The following is a 14,491-nucleotide window of genomic DNA, read 5'->3' as shown; positions in this document are numbered from 1 at the left end:
GATGAATCGTACGATCAACTTCATGGGCGTGCGCAATATCGCGTTCGCCCTCACGGTGGTCCTGACGCTCCTGTCGTTGGGCAGCCTGTTCATCAAGGGCCTGAACCTGGGGCTGGATTTCACCGGCGGCACCCAGATCGAGCTGGGCTACGAGCAGCCGGCCGACCTCGGCAAGGTGCGTCAGCAGCTGGCCGCGGCCGGCTTCGTCGATGCCGTGGTGCAGAGCTTCGGTGCGACCACCGATGTGGTGGTGCGCATGCAGGGCGACGATCCCGACCTGGGCAACAAGGTCGCCACGGCCCTACGCCAGTCCGGCGATACGCTGGAGGTGAAGAAGGTCGAGTTCGTCGGGCCGCAGGTGGGCGAGGAGCTGCGCGATCAGGGGGGGCTCGGCATGCTCCTGGCGCTGGGCGGGATCATGCTGTACCTGGCCTTCCGCTTTCAGTGGAAGTTCTCCCTGGGCGCCATCGTCTCCCTGGTGCATGACGTCATCGTCACCCTGGGCTTCCTGTCGTTCTTCCAGATCACCTTCGACCTGACGGTGTTGGCGGCCTTGCTGGCGATCATCGGTTACTCGTTGAACGACACCATCGTGGTGTTCGACCGGGTGCGCGAGAACTTCCGCGTGCTGCGCAAGACCAGCCTGATCGACAACATCAACATCTCCACCACCCAGACGCTGCTGCGCACCCTGGCGACCTCGATTTCCACGCTGCTGGCAATCGGCGCTCTGCTGCTGTTCGCCGGCGACAACCTGTTCGGCTTCGCCATCGCGCTGTTCATCGGGGTGTTCGCCGGTACCTACTCGTCGGTCTATATCGCCAACGTGGTGCTGGTATGGCTCGACCTGACGGTCGAGGACCTGATCCCGCCGGTGGTGACCGAAGAGGTCGACGAGCGCCCCTGAGTTCGAGAACTCCGTCGCGCTCGCGGTGGTTGGATGCGGTCGTCGTGGAACTTGCCGCGAGACCCTCGGGTCCAACCCTGCGAATGAGGCGGGATACGCCGGATGGACTGGGATTCAGGAGAAAGCCATGAACAAGTCGATGCTCGTGGGGGCGGTATTGGGTGCCGTGGGTGTCACCGCCGGTGGCGCGGTGGCGACCTACAAGCTGGTCAGTGCGCCGGAGTACGCGGAGGTGCTTGCCGTGCAACCGGTCAAGGAAACCATCAAGACGCCGCGCGAGGTGTGCCAGGACGTGACGGTGACCCGGCAGAAGCCTGTGCAGGACCAGCACCGCATCGCCGGCACGGCCATCGGCGCGGTGGTCGGGGGCTTGCTCGGCAATCAGGTGGGCGGCGGTACCGGCAAGAAGATTGCCACGGTCGCCGGTGCAGTCGGCGGCGGTTATGCCGGCAACAAGGTGCAGGAGAACATGCAGGCCGGCGACACCTACACCACCACCGAGCGGCGTTGTAATACGGTGACCGATACCAGCGAGGAGCTGGTCGGCTACGACGTGAAGTACCAGCTCGACGGCAAGGTCGGTCGGGTGCGCATGGATCATGATCCGGGCCGGCAGATTCCGGTCGGCGATGATGGTCGGCTGGTGCTGGCGCAGTCTGTGCAGTGACACGCGCTGTGCCGAATACTAGGAAGCGCCCCGCGGGGCGCTTTTTCGTGGGCGATAAAAAAACCGGCGCTAGGCCGGTTTTTTATGTTCGCTGACGCGGCTTAGCGCTTCAGACTCGCCGAAAGGTGCGGCTGGATTGCGGTCAGCACGGCCTTGAAGCACTTGGTGTTGCCGGCGACTATCTGGCCCTTCTCGAGGAATTCGTGGCCGCCGCTGAAGTCGCTGACCAGGCCGCCCGCCTCCTGGATCAGCAGGGCGCCGGCGGCCATGTCCCACTCGGACAGGCCGAACTCCCAGAAGGCGTCGAAGCGCCCGGCGGCGACGTAGGCCAGGTCCAGGCTGGCGGCGCCGGCGCGGCGTACGCCTGCGGTCTGGCCGACCAGGCTGCGGAACATGCCCAGGTAGTTTTCCAGGTTGTCGAGCTGGCTGTCGCGGAACGGGAAGCCGGTGCCGAGCAGGGCGCCTTCCAGGCTCTTACGTGTGCTGACGCGCAGGCGGCGGCCGTTGAGGGCGGCGCCGCGGCCGCGGCTGGCGGTGAATTCTTCCTGGCGTACCGGGTCGATGATCACCGCGTGCTCGAGGCGACCGCGGTACTTGCAGGCCACGCTGACGGCGAAGTGCGGGACGCCGCGGATGAAGTTGGTGGTGCCGTCCAGCGGGTCGATGATCCACTGGTAGTCGGCGCCTTCGCCTGTCCCTTCGATCGCTGCGCCTTCCTCGCCGCGGAAGCCGTGGTTCGGGTAGGCCTTGCGCAGGGCCTGGATGATCAGTTGTTCGGCGGAGCGATCGATCTCCGTCACGTAATCTTTGGCATCCTTCTCGTCGACCGAGATGACGTCCAAGCGTTCGATCGAGCGGAAGATCATTTCACCGGCGCTACGGGCTGCGCGCAGCGCGATATTCAGCATGGGCTGCATGGATGTTCACCTGGGTCGTTAAAGAAAGCCGGCCATTCTAGCAGAAAAGCCCGTTGGTTGAAGTGCCGCCTGCGCCGCGCATGGCATTAATGGGGGGGGTTCTGTAAGATTTCCTCCCCTTGTATTTGCAATGTGAGCCCTCGAGTTGCTGCAGAACATTCGCGTGGTTTTGGTCAATACCAGTCATCCGGGCAACATCGGCGGGGCTGCGCGCGCCATGAAGAACATGGGGTTGTCGCGCCTGGTGCTGGTCGACCCGGTTGACTTTCCCAGTGGCGACGCGGTGGCGCGGGCCTCCGGCGCTACGGATATCCTCGATGCGGCGCAGGTGGTCGGCACCCTCGAAGAGGCATTGGTCGGGTGCAGCCTGGTGCTCGGCACCAGTGCGCGGGATCGACGCATTCCCTGGCCGCTGCTGGACCCGCGCGAGTGCGGGGTGGCAAGCTGCGAGCAGGCGGCGCAGGGCGGCGAGGTGGCCCTGGTGTTCGGGCGCGAATACGCCGGCCTGACCAACGAGGAGCTGCAGCGTTGCCAGTTTCATGTGCACATTCCCTCCGATCCGCAGTTCAGCTCGCTGAATCTGGCGGCGGCGGTGCAGGTGCTGGCCTACGAGGTGCGCATGGCCTGGTTAGTGGCGCAGGACCGGCCGACCAAGGTCGCCAAGGTGGAAACCACGGCCATGCTCGACATGCAGCCGGTGACGGCGGACGAGCTGGAGTCCTTCTATGCGCACCTGGAGCTGTCCTTGGTGGAAATCGGTTTTCTCGATCCGGCCAAGCCGCGGCATCTGATGAGTCGCCTGCGTCGGTTGTACGGGCGCAGCGGCATCAGCAAGCTGGAAATGAATATCTTGCGCGGCATTCTGACCGAGACGGTCAAGGCCGCGCGTGGTGAGCACCATAGGCAGGGGAAATCTGATGTTTGAGCGCATGCGGGAAGATATCCAGAGCGTATTCCATCGCGATCCGGCGGCGCGCAATGCGCTCGAGGTGGTGACCTGCTACCCGGGCCTGCATGCGGTGTGGCTGCATCGCGTGGCGCATGCCTTGTGGCTTGGCGGCTGGAAGTGGCTGGCGCGCATGGTGTCGAACTTCGGTCGCTGGTTGACCGGCATCGAGATTCATCCGGGGGCCAAGATAGGTCGGCGCTTCTTCATCGATCACGGCATGGGCATCGTCATCGGCGAGACGGCCGAGATCGGTAACGATGTCACCCTCTACCAGGGGGTGACCCTGGGGGGTACCAGCTGGAACGCGGGTAAGCGTCACCCGACCCTGGAGGATGGCGTGGTGGTCGGTGCGGGGGCCAAGGTGCTCGGGCCCTTTACGGTCGGTGCGGGGGCGAAGATCGGCTCCAACGCCGTGGTCACCAAGGCGGTGCCGGCCGGCGCTACGGCCGTGGGGATTCCCGGGCGGATCATCGTCAAGGTCGATGGCGAGCAGGAAGCCAAGCGCCAGGCCATGGCGGAGAAGCTCGGCTTCGATGCCTATGGTGTCGGCCAGGACATGCCCGACCCGGTGGCGCGCGCCATCGGTCAGCTGCTCGATCATCTGCAGGCCGTCGACGGCCGCCTGGAAGGCATGTGCGGTGCGCTCACCGCCTTGGGCAGCGACTATTGCGCGAAGGAGTTGCCGGCGCTGCGCGACGAGGATTTCGCCGACGTCTGCAAGGATCAGGACGGCAAGCCGGCCGCCTGATGCGTGGTGCGCGGCATTCTGCTATGCTGCGCGCCCTTCGTGTCGCCTAATCCCGAGTGAATCCATAGGTCTTATAGTTGACTTAAATACTCGGGAATTGCATACTCGCGGCGAATAGTGATCCCGTGGTAACCCTCCATGCGACTGACCACCAAAGGCCGCTACGCCGTCACGGCGATGCTCGACCTGGCGCTTCACGCGCAGCAGGGTCCGGTGTCTCTCGCCGATATTTCCGAGCGTCAGGGCATTTCCCTGTCCTATCTGGAGCAGCTGTTCGCCAAGTTGCGACGCGGCAACCTGGTGTCCAGCGTGCGTGGCCCGGGCGGCGGTTATCAGTTGTCGCGTGACATGCGTGGCATCCAGGTGGCCGAGGTGATCGACGCGGTCAACGAGTCGGTCGATGCCACTCGCTGCCAGGGGCAGGGCGATTGCCACAGCGGCGACACCTGTCTGACCCATCACCTGTGGTGCGACCTCAGTCAGCAAATTCACGAATTCCTCAGTGGCATCAGCCTCGCCGACCTGGTGACGCGCCGCGAGGTGCAGGAAGTCGCTCAGCGTCAGGACCAGCGTCGCTGCAGCAGTGGCTTGATGCCGCATCTGGACAAGATTGAAGCGTCCACCGTCGATTGAATGCAAGGGCGCCGGGCTGCGAGGCCTGTGACCTGATAGGAGAGAGTCAATGAAATTGCCGATTTACCTCGATTATTCCGCCACCACGCCGGTCGACCCGCGTGTCGCCCAGAAGATGAGTGAGTGCCTGCTGGTCGATGGCAACTTCGGTAACCCGGCGTCGCGTTCCCACGTGTTCGGCTGGAAGGCCGAGGAGGCGGTGGAGAATGCCCGCCGTCAGGTCGCCGAGCTGGTGGGGGCCGATCCGCGCGAGATCGTCTGGACCTCCGGCGCCACCGAGTCCGACAACCTGGCGATCAAGGGCGTGGCCAACTTCTACAGCAGCAAGGGCAAGCACCTGGTCACCTCGAAGATCGAGCACAAGGCGGTCCTCGACACCATGCGCCAGCTGGAGCGCGAGGGTTTCGAGGTCACCTACCTCGAGCCGGGCGAAGACGGCCTGATCACCCCGGCCATGGTCGAGGCGGCGCTGCGCGATGACACCACCCTGGTGTCGATCATGCATGTGAACAACGAGATCGGCACGATCAACGACATCGCCGCCATCGGCGAGTTGACCCGCTCCCGCGGCGTGCTGTTCCACGTCGACGCCGCCCAGTCCACCGGCAAGGTGGCAATCGACCTGGAGAAGCTCAAGGTCGACCTGATGTCCTTCTCGGCACACAAGACCTACGGCCCCAAGGGTGTCGGTGCCCTGTACGTGCGGCGCAAGCCGCGCGTGCGCCTGGAGGCCCAGACCCATGGCGGCGGCCACGAGCGCGGCATGCGTTCCGGGACCCTGGCCACCCACCAGTGCGTCGGCATGGGCGAGGCCTTCCGCATCGCCAAGGAGGAGATGGCCCAGGAGAACCAGCGCGTGCTGGCCCTGCGCGACCGCTTCTTCGCCCAGGTCGACGGCCTGGAAGAGCTGTACGTCAACGGCAGCCTCACGGCCCGCGTGCCACACAACCTCAACCTGAGCTTCAACTACGTCGAGGGCGAGTCGCTGATCATGGCGCTCAAGGACCTGGCGGTCTCCTCCGGTTCGGCCTGCACCTCGGCCTCCCTGGAGCCCTCCTACGTGCTGCGCGCCCTGGGGCGTAACGACGAGCTGGCGCACAGCTCCATCCGTTTCACCTTCGGCCGCTTCACCACCGAGGAAGAAGTCGACTACGCCGCGCAGAAGGTTCGCGAGGCGGTCACCAAGCTGCGCGAGTTGTCGCCGCTGTGGGACATGTACAAGGACGGTGTCGATCTGTCGAAGATCGAGTGGGCAGCACACTAACAAGCGAGCTGCCGAAGAGCGGCACCTGATGAGAGAGGAATAGCAGCATGGCATACAGTGACAAGGTCATCGACCATTACGAAAACCCGCGCAACGTCGGCAAGATGGACGCCGAAGACCCCAGCGTCGGCACCGGCATGGTCGGCGCGCCGGCCTGCGGCGACGTGATGCGCCTGCAGATCAAGGTCAACGAGCAGGGCGTGATCGAAGACGCCAAGTTCAAGACCTACGGCTGCGGTTCGGCCATCGCCTCCAGCTCCCTCGCCACCGAGTGGATGAAGGGCAAGACCCTGGACGAGGCCGAGACCATCAAGAACACCCAGCTGGCCGAGGAACTGGCGCTGCCGCCGGTGAAGATCCACTGCTCGGTGCTCGCCGAGGACGCCATCAAGGCGGCCGTGCGCGACTACAAGCAGAAGAAAGGCTTGCTCTAAGGAGGACTGTCGATGGCTATCAGCATGACCGAAGCTGCCGCGCAGCACGTGCGTCGCTCCCTCGAGGGGCGCGGCAAGGGCGAAGGCATTCGCCTGGGCGTGCGCACCACCGGCTGTTCCGGCCTGGCTTATGTGCTGGAGTTCGTCGATGAGCCGGCCAGCGAGGACCAGGTGTTCGAGAGTCACGGGGTCAAGGTGATCATCGATCCGAAGAGCCTGGTGTACCTCGACGGCACCGAGCTGGACTTCGTCAAGGAAGGGTTGAACGAAGGCTTCAAGTTCAACAATCCCAACGTGCGCGGCGAATGCGGCTGCGGCGAGAGCTTCAACATCTGAGGCGCTTGTGGGAAGTCCTTGTCATTTCGCCCTGTTCGACCTGCAGCCGAGCTTCCGCCTGGATATCGACGACTTGGCCGCGCGTTATCGCGAGTTGGCCCGTAGCGTTCATCCGGATCGCTTCGCCGACGCCTCCGAGCGTGAGCAGCGCATTGCCCTGGAGCGCTCGGCCGGCCTCAACGAGGCCTACCAGACCCTGCGGCATGCGCCGCAGCGTGCGCGTTACCTGCTGGCCCTGAGTGGCCCCGAGTTGCCGCTGGAGGTCACGGTGCAGGATCCGGGTTTCCTGATGCAGCAGATGCACTGGCGCGAAGAGCTGGAGGAGCTGCAGGACAGCGCCGACCTGGCCGGCGTGGACGCCTTCAAGCGTCGCCTGAAAGTGGCTCAGGATGAGCTGAACGAGAGCTTCGCCAGCTGCTGGGACGACCCGGCGCGGCGCGAGGAGGCCGAGCGCTTGATGCGGCGGATGCAATTCCTCGACAAGCTCGCCCACGAGGTGCGCCAGCTGGAAGAGCGCCTCGACGATTAACGCTCGCAGTCAGCCTGCGTACCTGAAATCCAGATAAGCACTTATTAATCATGGCCTTACTGCAGATCGCTGAGCCCGGACAGAGCCCCCAGCCACACCAGCGTCGCTTGGCTGTGGGGATAGATCTGGGTACCACCAATTCGCTGGTCGCCGCCCTGCGCAGCGGCCTGTCCGAGCCGCTGCCGGATGCCGAGGGGCGGGTGATCCTGCCCTCGGTGGTGCGCTATCACCCCGACCGGATCGAGGTGGGCGAGGCTGCCAAGGCCGCCGCCCCCGGCGACCCGCTGAATACCGTGCAGTCGGTCAAGCGCCTGATGGGCCGCGGCCTGGAAGACGTCAAGCAGCTGGGCGAGCAGCTGCCCTACCGCTTCGTCGGCGGCCAGTCGCATATGCCCTTCATCGAGACGGTGCAGGGGCCGAAGAGCCCGGTCGAGGTCTCGGCCGACATCCTCAAGGTGCTGCGCGAGCGCGCCGAGAGCACCCTGGGCGGCGAGCTCGTCGGTGCGGTGATCACCGTGCCGGCCTACTTCGACGAGGCGCAGCGTCAGGCCACCAAGGATGCCGCGCGCCTGGCCGGGCTGAATGTGCTGCGCCTGCTCAACGAGCCCACCGCGGCGGCCGTGGCCTATGGCCTGGATCAGCAGGCCGAAGGCGTGGTGGCGATCTACGACCTGGGCGGCGGCACCTTCGATATCTCCATCCTGCGCCTGACCCGTGGCGTGTTCGAGGTGTTGGCCACCGGCGGCGACAGCGCCCTGGGCGGTGACGACTTCGACCATGCCATCGCCGGCTGGATGGTCGAACAGGCCGGCCTGTCCGCCGACCTGGACCCCGGCGCCCAGCGCAGCCTGCTGAGCGAGGCCTGCGCGGCGAAGGAGGCGCTCAGCGGCCATGCCTCGGTGGAGGTGAGCCATGGCGACTGGCGTGGCGTGCTGACCCGCGAGTGTTTCGACGCGCTGATCGAGCCGATGGTGGCGCGCAGCCTCAAGGCCTGCCGCCGCGCCGTGCGCGATGCCGAGATCGAGCTGGAGCAGGTCGAGGCGGTGGTCATGGTCGGCGGCTCGACCCGGGTGCCGCGGGTGCGTCAGGCGGTCAGCGAGCTGTTCGGTCGCGAGCCCTTGACCGATATCGATCCGGATCAGGTGGTCGCCATCGGTGCGGCCATCCAGGCCGATACCCTGGCCGGCAACCAGCGCGGCGAGGGCGAAGAGCTGCTGTTGCTGGATGTGATCCCGCTGTCCCTCGGCCTGGAAACCATGGGTGGGCTGATGGAGAAGCTGATTCCGCGCAATACCACCATTCCGGTGGCGCGGGCCCAGGACTTCACCACCTACAAGGATGGCCAGACGGCCATGATGATTCACGTGCTGCAGGGCGAGCGCGAGCTGATCAGCGACTGCCGCTCCCTGGCACGTTTCGAGCTGCGCGGCATTCCGCCCATGGTGGCCGGTGCGGCGAAGATTCGCGTGACCTTCCAGGTCGATGCCGACGGCCTGCTCAACGTGGCGGCCCGCGAGCTGGCCTCGGGGGTGGAGGCGAGCATTCAGGTCAAGCCGTCCTACGGCCTGACCGATGGCGAGATCGCCCGTATGCTGCAGGATTCCTTCCAGCATGCCGGCGACGACAAGGCGGCTCGCGTGCTGCGCGAGCAGCAGGTCGACGCCCAGCGTCTGCTCGAGGCCGTCGAGGCCGCCCTGCAGGCCGATGGCGAGCGCCTGCTCAGCGGCGACGAGCGCCTGGCGATCGAGTCGCAGATGGATGAGTTGCGCGAACTGATGGGCGGTTCCGATGGCCTGGCCATCGAACAGCAGACCAAGCGTCTGACCCAGCTGACCGATGCCTTCGCGGCGCGGCGTCTGGATGCCACGGTCAAGGCCGCCCTGGCCGGCCGTAGTCTTAACGAAATCGAGGAATAAGCATGCCGCAGGTGATTTTTCTGCCCCACGCCGAGCACTGTCCCGAGGGCGCGGTTATCGAGGTGGAGGCGGGTGAAACCGTGCTCAATGCGGCGCTGGCTCACGGCATCGACATCGAGCATGCCTGCGAGAAGTCCTGCGCCTGTACCACCTGTCACGTGGTGATCCGCGAGGGCTTCGGCTCTTTGGAGCCTTCCGACGAGCTGGAGGACGACATGCTCGACAAGGCCTGGGGGCTGGAGCCGAACTCGCGCCTGTCCTGTCAGGCGGTGGTGGCGGATCAGGACCTGGTGGTGGAGATTCCCAAGTACACCATCAACCAGGTCTCCGAAGGCCACTGATTCCCCCGAGTGAAGGAGCAGTTCATGAGTCTGAAATGGACCGATGTGCTGGAGATCGCCATCCAGCTCGCCGAGAGCAAGCCGGAAGTCGATCCGCGCTACGTCAACTTCGTCGATCTCCATCGCTGGGTGCTGGACTTGCCGGAGTTCGCCGACGACCCCCAGCGCGGCGGCGAGAAGGTGCTCGAGGCGATTCAGGCGGCCTGGATCGAAGAGCTCGACTGAGCCGGGCGCCGGCATGGCGCCACCCTACGCATTTAACCGGAACCCGCGTATAATTCGCGGGTTTAATTTTTCGCTTTAATCCCTGTTTCTGGAGTTTTCCATGGCTGTTCAACGTACCTTCTCCATCATCAAGCCCGACGCCGTCGCCAAGAACGTGATCGGCGAGATCACCACTCGCTTCGAAAAGGCCGGCCTGCGCGTCGTCGCCTCGAAGATGGTCCAGCTGTCCGAGCGCGAGGCCGCCGGCTTCTACGCCGAACACAGCGAGCGCGGTTTCTTCAAGGACCTGGTCGCCTTCATGACCTCCGGTCCGGTCATCGTCCAGGTCCTGGAAGGTGAAGACGCCATCGCCAAGAACCGCGAGCTGATGGGCGCCACCAACCCGAAGGAAGCCGCTGCCGGCACCATCCGCGCCGACTTCGCCGTGTCCATCGACGAGAACGCCGTGCACGGCTCCGACTCCGAGGCGTCCGCTGCTCGCGAAATCGCCTACTTCTTCGCCTCCACCGAGGTGTGCGCGCGCATTCGCTAAGGCGAACCACGCGAGGGTGAAGCCATGACTGAAGCTACCGGCAAGATCAACCTGCTGGGTCTGACCCAGCCAGAAATGGAACAGTTCTTCGAGAGCATCGGGGAAAAGCGCTTCCGTGCCGGCCAGGTGATGAAATGGATTCACCACTTTGGCGTCGACGACTTCGACGCCATGAGCAATGTCGGCAAGGCCTTGCGCGAGAAGCTCAAGGCCTGTGCCGAGATTCGCGGCCCGGAAGTGGTCAGCGAAGACATTTCCACCGACGGCACCCGCAAGTGGGTGGTGCGGGTGGCGTCCGGCAGTTGCGTCGAGACGGTGTACATCCCCCAAGGCGGGCGTGGCACCCTGTGCGTCTCGTCCCAGGCCGGTTGTGCCCTGGACTGCAGTTTCTGCTCCACCGGCAAGCAAGGTTTCAACAGCGACCTCTCCGCCGCCGAGGTGATCGGCCAGGTGTGGATCGCCAACAAGTCATTCGGCACCGTGCCGGCGAAGATCGATCGCGCCATCACCAACGTGGTGATGATGGGCATGGGCGAGCCGCTGCTGAATTTCGACAACGTGGTCGCCGCCATGAAGATCATGATGGACGACCTCGGTTATGGCATCTCCAAGCGCAAGGTGACCCTGTCCACCTCGGGCGTGGTGCCGATGATCGACAAGCTGGGCGAGGTCATCGACGTGTCGCTGGCGCTGTCGCTGCACGCGCCCAACGACGAGCTGCGCAACCAGCTGGTGCCGATCAACAAGAAGTACCCCCTGGACATGCTGCTGGCGGCCTGCAAGCGCTATGTCTCGCGTCTCGGCGAGAAGCGCGTGCTGACCATCGAGTACACCCTGCTCAAGGATGTCAACGATAAACCGGAGCATGCTGAGGAAATGATCGCACTTCTCAAGGAAGTGCCTTGCAAGATCAACCTGATCCCGTTTAATCCCTTCCCTCACTCCGGCTACGAGCGGCCGAGCAACAACGCCATCCGCCGCTTCCAGGACCTGCTGCACAAGGCCGGGCACAACGTCACCGTGCGCACGACCCGTGGCGAGGACATCGATGCCGCCTGCGGCCAGCTGGTCGGCCAGGTCATGGATCGCACCCGCCGCAGCGCCCGCTATATCGCCGTGCGTGAATTGAGCAGCGAGGCCGAAACGCCGCGTTCCGCCGCCAATCGAACCTGAAGAGAGGAAACCCATGACCTTGCGCCCAGCGCTGTTCTTGTTCATCGCCAGCCTGTTGGCCGGATGCGTTTCGACCGGCGACACCGATCCGATGAGAACCGACAAGGGGCGCGACGAGGCCCGCGAGGCCTATGTGCAACTGGGGCTTGGCTATCTGCAGAACGGTGCCAGCGAGCGGGCCAAGGTGCCGTTGAAGAAGGCCCTGGAGCTCGACCCTTCCGATGCCGATGCCCATGCGGCCCTGGCTCTGGTGTTCCAGATCGAGATGGAGCCCAAGCTGGCCGACGAACACTACCGCAAGGCGCTGGCGCAGCGCGGCGACGATGCCCGCCTGCTGAACAACTACGGCAGTTTCCTGTACGAGCAGAAGCGCTATCAGGAGGCGTTCGAGCGCTACCAGCAGGCGGCCCGGGACAACCTCTACCCGGAGCGCTCGCGGGTATTCGAGAACCTCGGGATGACCGCCCAGATGCTCGGCCAGCGCGAACAGGCCAAGACCTATTTCGAGCGTTCGCTGCGCCTCAACAGCCGCCAACCGCGGGCGTTGCTGGAGATGGCCCAGATGCACTTCGATGACCGCCAGTACGTGCCGGCCCGCCGTTACTACGACAGCTACAGCGCATTGACCGAGCAGAATGCCCGCAGCCTGCTGCTCGGTGCGCGCCTGGCGAAGATCTTCGAGGACCGCGACACCGCGGCCAGCCTCGGCTTGCAGTTGAAGCGTCTTTATCCCGGTACCCCGGAATATCAGCAATACCTGTCGGAGCAATGATGAAAGCGGCGCATTCCGAAGAAGCAGTGGCCCAGCAGGTCAACCCCGGCGAGTCCTTGCGTGTAACCCGCGAAAGCAAGGGCTGGACCATCGCCGAAGTGGCGACCCAGCTCAACCTGACGCCCCAGCGCCTGGGGCAGATCGAGGCCGGTGCCTTCGACCAGCTGCCGGGCCATACCTTCGCCAGGGGCTATATCCGTGCCTATGGCAAGCTGCTGGGCATGGACCAGGCGCGCCTGGTGCTGGAGTTCGATCAATTCACCGGCAGCAACGCCGCCGGCAGCAGCGTGCACAGTCTCGGCCGCATCGAGCAGCCGCTGAGCTATTCGCAGCAGGCCCTGCGTTTCGCCAGCCTGGCCTTGCTGGTGGCCTTGGTCGGCGTGGGCTTCTACTGGTGGCAGGAGCAGGCCCAGCGGCCGCTCGAGGAGTCGGCCGTGACCAGCCTCGAGCACGTCGAAGTCGAAGGCGTCGATGGCACCACCCAGCTGCACGTGCTCGACGAGCCGGAGGATCAGGCGGTGGAGGCGGCCCAGGAGTCGGCCCAGCTGAGCCTCGCCGAGGCGTCGCCCGAGCAGGACGAGCCCGCAGACACTCAGTCGCCCCCTGAGCCGACCGAGGCCCCAGCTGCCCTGGAGTCCGCCAGCCCTGTGGCGCTCCAGCCCGCGATGCCGGCAGAGCCTGTGGCCGAGGCCGCCACCGTGGAGCAGGCCGAAGCAACTGGCGCGGTAGCCGAAGAGGCCCCCCAGCCCCCGATGCTGGCCGCTGGCGAGGGCAGGGTGCAGGTGACGTTCACCGCCGATTGCTGGACCCAGGTGACCGACGCCAACGGCAAGATTCTGATCAGCGCGCTGAAGCGGGGCGGCGATAGCCTGGCGCTGACCGGCAAGGCCCCCCTGGAATTGCGCCTGGGTTTTGCCCGCGGCGCGCAGGTGAGTTACAACGGCAAGCCGGTGGATGTCGCGCCCTTCGTCACCGGCGAGACCGCTCGCGTGAAACTGGGTGGGCAATAAGATGCATTGCGAATCGCCGATCAAGCGCCGCCAATCGCGGAAAATCTGGGTAGGTTCGGTACCGGTGGGCGGCGATGCGCCCATCTCGGTGCAGAGCATGACCAACACCGACACCAATGACGTGGCCGCCACCGTGGCGCAGATCCGTCGCCTGGAAGAGGCCGGCGCCGATATCGTGCGCGTCTCGGTGCCGGACATGGACGCCGCCGAGGCCTTCGGCAAGATCAAGCAGCAGGTCAATCTGCCGCTGGTGGCCGACATTCACTTCGACTACCAGATCGCCCTGCGCGTGGCCGAGCTGGGCGTCGACTGCCTGCGCATCAACCCGGGCAACATCGGTCGCGAGGACCGGGTGCGGGCGGTGGTCGAGGCCGCGCGGGACAAGGGCATCCCGATCCGCATCGGGGTCAACGCCGGCTCCCTGGAGAAGGACCTGCAGAAGAAATACGGCGAGCCGACGCCGGCCGCGCTGGTCGAGTCGGCACTGCGCCATGTCGAGCACCTTGACCGGCTGAACTTTCCCGACTTCAAGGTCAGCGTGAAGGCCTCCGACGTGTTCATGGCGGTGGAGGCCTACAGGCTGCTGGCCAAGCAGATCGAGCAGCCGCTGCACCTGGGCATCACCGAGGCCGGCGGCCTGCGCTCCGGCACGGTGAAGTCGGCGGTGGGCCTGGGCATGCTGCTGGCCGAGGGCATCGGCGATACCATCCGCATCTCCCTGGCGGCCGATCCGGTCGAGGAGATCAAGGTCGGCTTCGACATCCTCAAGTCGCTGCGCCTGCGTTCGCGCGGCATCAACTTCATCGCCTGCCCGAGCTGCTCGCGGCAGAACTTCGATGTGGTCAAGACCATGAACGAGCTGGAGGCGCGGGTCGAGGACCTGCTGGTGCCGCTGGACGTGGCGGTGATCGGCTGCGTGGTCAATGGCCCGGGCGAGGCCAAGGAGGCCCATGTCGGCCTCACCGGCGGCTCGCCGAACAACCTGGTGTACATCGACGGCAAGCCGGCGCAGAAACTGAACAACGACAACCTGGTGGACGACCTGGAGCGCCTGATCCGCCAGAAAGCGGCCGAGAAGCTCGCCGCCGACGCCGCCCTGATCGTGCGCGGCTGACTGCGACCCCGAACTGTTAAGGAA

18 protein-coding genes are annotated in these 14,491 nt (G+C 65.2%); 17 read left to right on the top strand and 1 reads right to left on the bottom strand.

Translation table 11 applies throughout. From position 1 onward, the window contains the following. Position 1: 1 nt before the first annotated feature. Together secF and ACSX1C_RS10980 are read left to right on the top strand one after the other, a co-directional pair. Positions 2–907 (top strand): protein translocase subunit SecF, encoded by a 906-nt coding sequence (gene secF, locus ACSX1C_RS10985; RefSeq protein WP_439886165.1) that lies wholly within the window; start codon positions 2–4, stop codon positions 905–907. Between the two features lie 127 nt (positions 908–1,034). Beyond that, positions 1,035–1,574, top strand: a complete 540-nt coding sequence (locus ACSX1C_RS10980; RefSeq protein WP_439886164.1) for a glycine zipper 2TM domain-containing protein — start codon at positions 1,035–1,037, stop codon at positions 1,572–1,574. A gap of 101 nt (positions 1,575–1,675) precedes the next feature. Here ACSX1C_RS10980 and suhB read toward each other — a convergent pair whose 3' ends face one another. Further along, positions 1,676–2,491: a type III secretion system regulator SuhB gene (gene suhB, locus ACSX1C_RS10975; protein ID WP_439886163.1), complete on the bottom strand. Its 816-nt coding sequence runs from the start codon at positions 2,489–2,491 to the stop codon at positions 1,676–1,678. 145 nt (positions 2,492–2,636) lie between these two features. Between suhB and trmJ the strand changes: the two genes are divergently transcribed. The 15 genes from trmJ to ispG all read left to right on the top strand — a co-directional run bounded on the left by trmJ (position 2,637) and on the right by ispG (position 14,467). Further along, positions 2,637–3,416: a tRNA (cytosine(32)/uridine(32)-2'-O)-methyltransferase TrmJ gene (gene trmJ, locus ACSX1C_RS10970; protein ID WP_439886162.1), complete on the top strand. Its 780-nt coding sequence runs from the start codon at positions 2,637–2,639 to the stop codon at positions 3,414–3,416. Then, the gene (gene cysE, locus ACSX1C_RS10965) at positions 3,409–4,188 is read left to right on the top strand and encodes a serine O-acetyltransferase (protein WP_439886161.1); all 780 of its coding nucleotides are present in this window, start codon (positions 3,409–3,411) and stop codon (positions 4,186–4,188) included. The genes trmJ and cysE overlap by 8 nt, the downstream gene beginning before the upstream one ends. 138 nt (positions 4,189–4,326) lie before the next feature. Further along, complete coding sequence (gene iscR, locus ACSX1C_RS10960; RefSeq protein ID WP_439886160.1) at positions 4,327–4,821, top strand: Fe-S cluster assembly transcriptional regulator IscR; 495 nt, start codon at positions 4,327–4,329, stop codon at positions 4,819–4,821. 49 nt (positions 4,822–4,870) lie between these two features. Then, positions 4,871–6,085, top strand: a complete 1,215-nt coding sequence (locus ACSX1C_RS10955; protein ID WP_318645214.1) for an IscS subfamily cysteine desulfurase — start codon at positions 4,871–4,873, stop codon at positions 6,083–6,085. A gap of 47 nt (positions 6,086–6,132) precedes the next feature. Continuing rightward, a complete protein-coding gene (gene iscU / locus ACSX1C_RS10950; protein WP_439886159.1) occupies positions 6,133–6,519 on the top strand; it encodes a Fe-S cluster assembly scaffold IscU in 387 nt (128 codons plus the stop codon). A 12-nt stretch (positions 6,520–6,531) separates the two neighbouring features. Continuing rightward, the gene (iscA, locus tag ACSX1C_RS10945) at positions 6,532–6,855 is read left to right on the top strand and encodes an iron-sulfur cluster assembly protein IscA (RefSeq protein WP_208708646.1); all 324 of its coding nucleotides are present in this window, start codon (positions 6,532–6,534) and stop codon (positions 6,853–6,855) included. 7 nt (positions 6,856–6,862) lie between these two features. After that, positions 6,863–7,384 carry a co-chaperone HscB gene (gene hscB / locus ACSX1C_RS10940; RefSeq protein ID WP_439886158.1) on the top strand — a complete coding sequence of 174 codons (522 nt, stop codon included), beginning with the start codon at positions 6,863–6,865 and terminating at the stop codon, positions 7,382–7,384. A 50-nt stretch (positions 7,385–7,434) separates the two neighbouring features. Further along, the gene (gene hscA, locus ACSX1C_RS10935) at positions 7,435–9,300 is read left to right on the top strand and encodes a Fe-S protein assembly chaperone HscA (RefSeq protein ID WP_439886157.1); all 1,866 of its coding nucleotides are present in this window, start codon (positions 7,435–7,437) and stop codon (positions 9,298–9,300) included. A gap of 2 nt (positions 9,301–9,302) precedes the next feature. Continuing rightward, the gene (fdx, locus tag ACSX1C_RS10930; RefSeq protein ID WP_318645217.1) at positions 9,303–9,641 is read left to right on the top strand and encodes an ISC system 2Fe-2S type ferredoxin; all 339 of its coding nucleotides are present in this window, start codon (positions 9,303–9,305) and stop codon (positions 9,639–9,641) included. A 24-nt stretch (positions 9,642–9,665) separates the two neighbouring features. Continuing rightward, on the top strand, positions 9,666–9,866 hold the full coding sequence (gene iscX, locus ACSX1C_RS10925; protein ID WP_318645218.1) for a Fe-S cluster assembly protein IscX: 201 nt from the start codon (positions 9,666–9,668) through the stop codon (positions 9,864–9,866). Positions 9,867–9,966: 100 nt separating this feature from the next. Further along, entirely contained in the window at positions 9,967–10,398 is a 432-nt protein-coding gene (ndk, locus tag ACSX1C_RS10920; RefSeq protein WP_208708651.1) for a nucleoside-diphosphate kinase, read from the top strand. 24 nt (positions 10,399–10,422) lie between these two features. Beyond that, on the top strand, positions 10,423–11,571 hold the full coding sequence (gene rlmN, locus ACSX1C_RS10915; RefSeq protein WP_439886156.1) for a 23S rRNA (adenine(2503)-C(2))-methyltransferase RlmN: 1,149 nt from the start codon (positions 10,423–10,425) through the stop codon (positions 11,569–11,571). 13 nt (positions 11,572–11,584) lie between these two features. Continuing rightward, a complete protein-coding gene (pilW, locus tag ACSX1C_RS10910; RefSeq protein WP_439886155.1) occupies positions 11,585–12,343 on the top strand; it encodes a type IV pilus biogenesis/stability protein PilW in 759 nt (252 codons plus the stop codon). Beyond that, positions 12,343–13,353: a RodZ domain-containing protein gene (locus tag ACSX1C_RS10905; protein WP_439886154.1), complete on the top strand. Its 1,011-nt coding sequence runs from the start codon at positions 12,343–12,345 to the stop codon at positions 13,351–13,353. Before pilW ends, ACSX1C_RS10905 begins: the two co-directional genes overlap by 1 nt. Position 13,354: 1 nt before the next feature. Then, positions 13,355–14,467, top strand: coding sequence for a flavodoxin-dependent (E)-4-hydroxy-3-methylbut-2-enyl-diphosphate synthase (gene ispG / locus ACSX1C_RS10900; protein WP_439886153.1), 1,113 nt, complete (start codon positions 13,355–13,357; stop codon positions 14,465–14,467). Positions 14,468–14,491 lie beyond the last annotated feature (24 nt).

Origin of the sequence: Pseudomonas sp. MBLB4123 (genome assembly GCF_051904775.1) — a bacterium.
In the GTDB taxonomy this organism is placed as follows: Bacteria; Pseudomonadota; Gammaproteobacteria; order Pseudomonadales; family Pseudomonadaceae; genus Aquipseudomonas; species Aquipseudomonas benzenivorans_B.
Note: the sequence above shows the minus strand (reverse complement) of the source record. Positions and strands in the feature narration are given on the sequence as shown.

Coding starts and splice junctions, on each gene's coding strand:
- secF (WP_439886165.1), top strand. CDS start 2: ATGAATCGTACGATCAACTTCATGGGCGTGCGCAATATCGCGTTCGCC.
- ACSX1C_RS10980 (WP_439886164.1), top strand. CDS start 1,035: ATGAACAAGTCGATGCTCGTGGGGGCGGTATTGGGTGCCGTGGGTGTC.
- suhB (WP_439886163.1), bottom strand. CDS start 2,491: ATGCAGCCCATGCTGAATATCGCGCTGCGCGCAGCCCGTAGCGCCGGT.
- cysE (WP_439886161.1), top strand. CDS start 3,409: ATGTTTGAGCGCATGCGGGAAGATATCCAGAGCGTATTCCATCGCGAT.
- iscR (WP_439886160.1), top strand. CDS start 4,327: ATGCGACTGACCACCAAAGGCCGCTACGCCGTCACGGCGATGCTCGAC.
- ACSX1C_RS10955 (WP_318645214.1), top strand. CDS start 4,871: ATGAAATTGCCGATTTACCTCGATTATTCCGCCACCACGCCGGTCGAC.
- iscU (WP_439886159.1), top strand. CDS start 6,133: ATGGCATACAGTGACAAGGTCATCGACCATTACGAAAACCCGCGCAAC.
- iscA (WP_208708646.1), top strand. CDS start 6,532: ATGGCTATCAGCATGACCGAAGCTGCCGCGCAGCACGTGCGTCGCTCC.
- hscA (WP_439886157.1), top strand. CDS start 7,435: ATGGCCTTACTGCAGATCGCTGAGCCCGGACAGAGCCCCCAGCCACAC.
- fdx (WP_318645217.1), top strand. CDS start 9,303: ATGCCGCAGGTGATTTTTCTGCCCCACGCCGAGCACTGTCCCGAGGGC.
- iscX (WP_318645218.1), top strand. CDS start 9,666: ATGAGTCTGAAATGGACCGATGTGCTGGAGATCGCCATCCAGCTCGCC.
- ndk (WP_208708651.1), top strand. CDS start 9,967: ATGGCTGTTCAACGTACCTTCTCCATCATCAAGCCCGACGCCGTCGCC.
- rlmN (WP_439886156.1), top strand. CDS start 10,423: ATGACTGAAGCTACCGGCAAGATCAACCTGCTGGGTCTGACCCAGCCA.
- pilW (WP_439886155.1), top strand. CDS start 11,585: ATGACCTTGCGCCCAGCGCTGTTCTTGTTCATCGCCAGCCTGTTGGCC.
- ACSX1C_RS10905 (WP_439886154.1), top strand. CDS start 12,343: ATGAAAGCGGCGCATTCCGAAGAAGCAGTGGCCCAGCAGGTCAACCCC.
- ispG (WP_439886153.1), top strand. CDS start 13,355: ATGCATTGCGAATCGCCGATCAAGCGCCGCCAATCGCGGAAAATCTGG.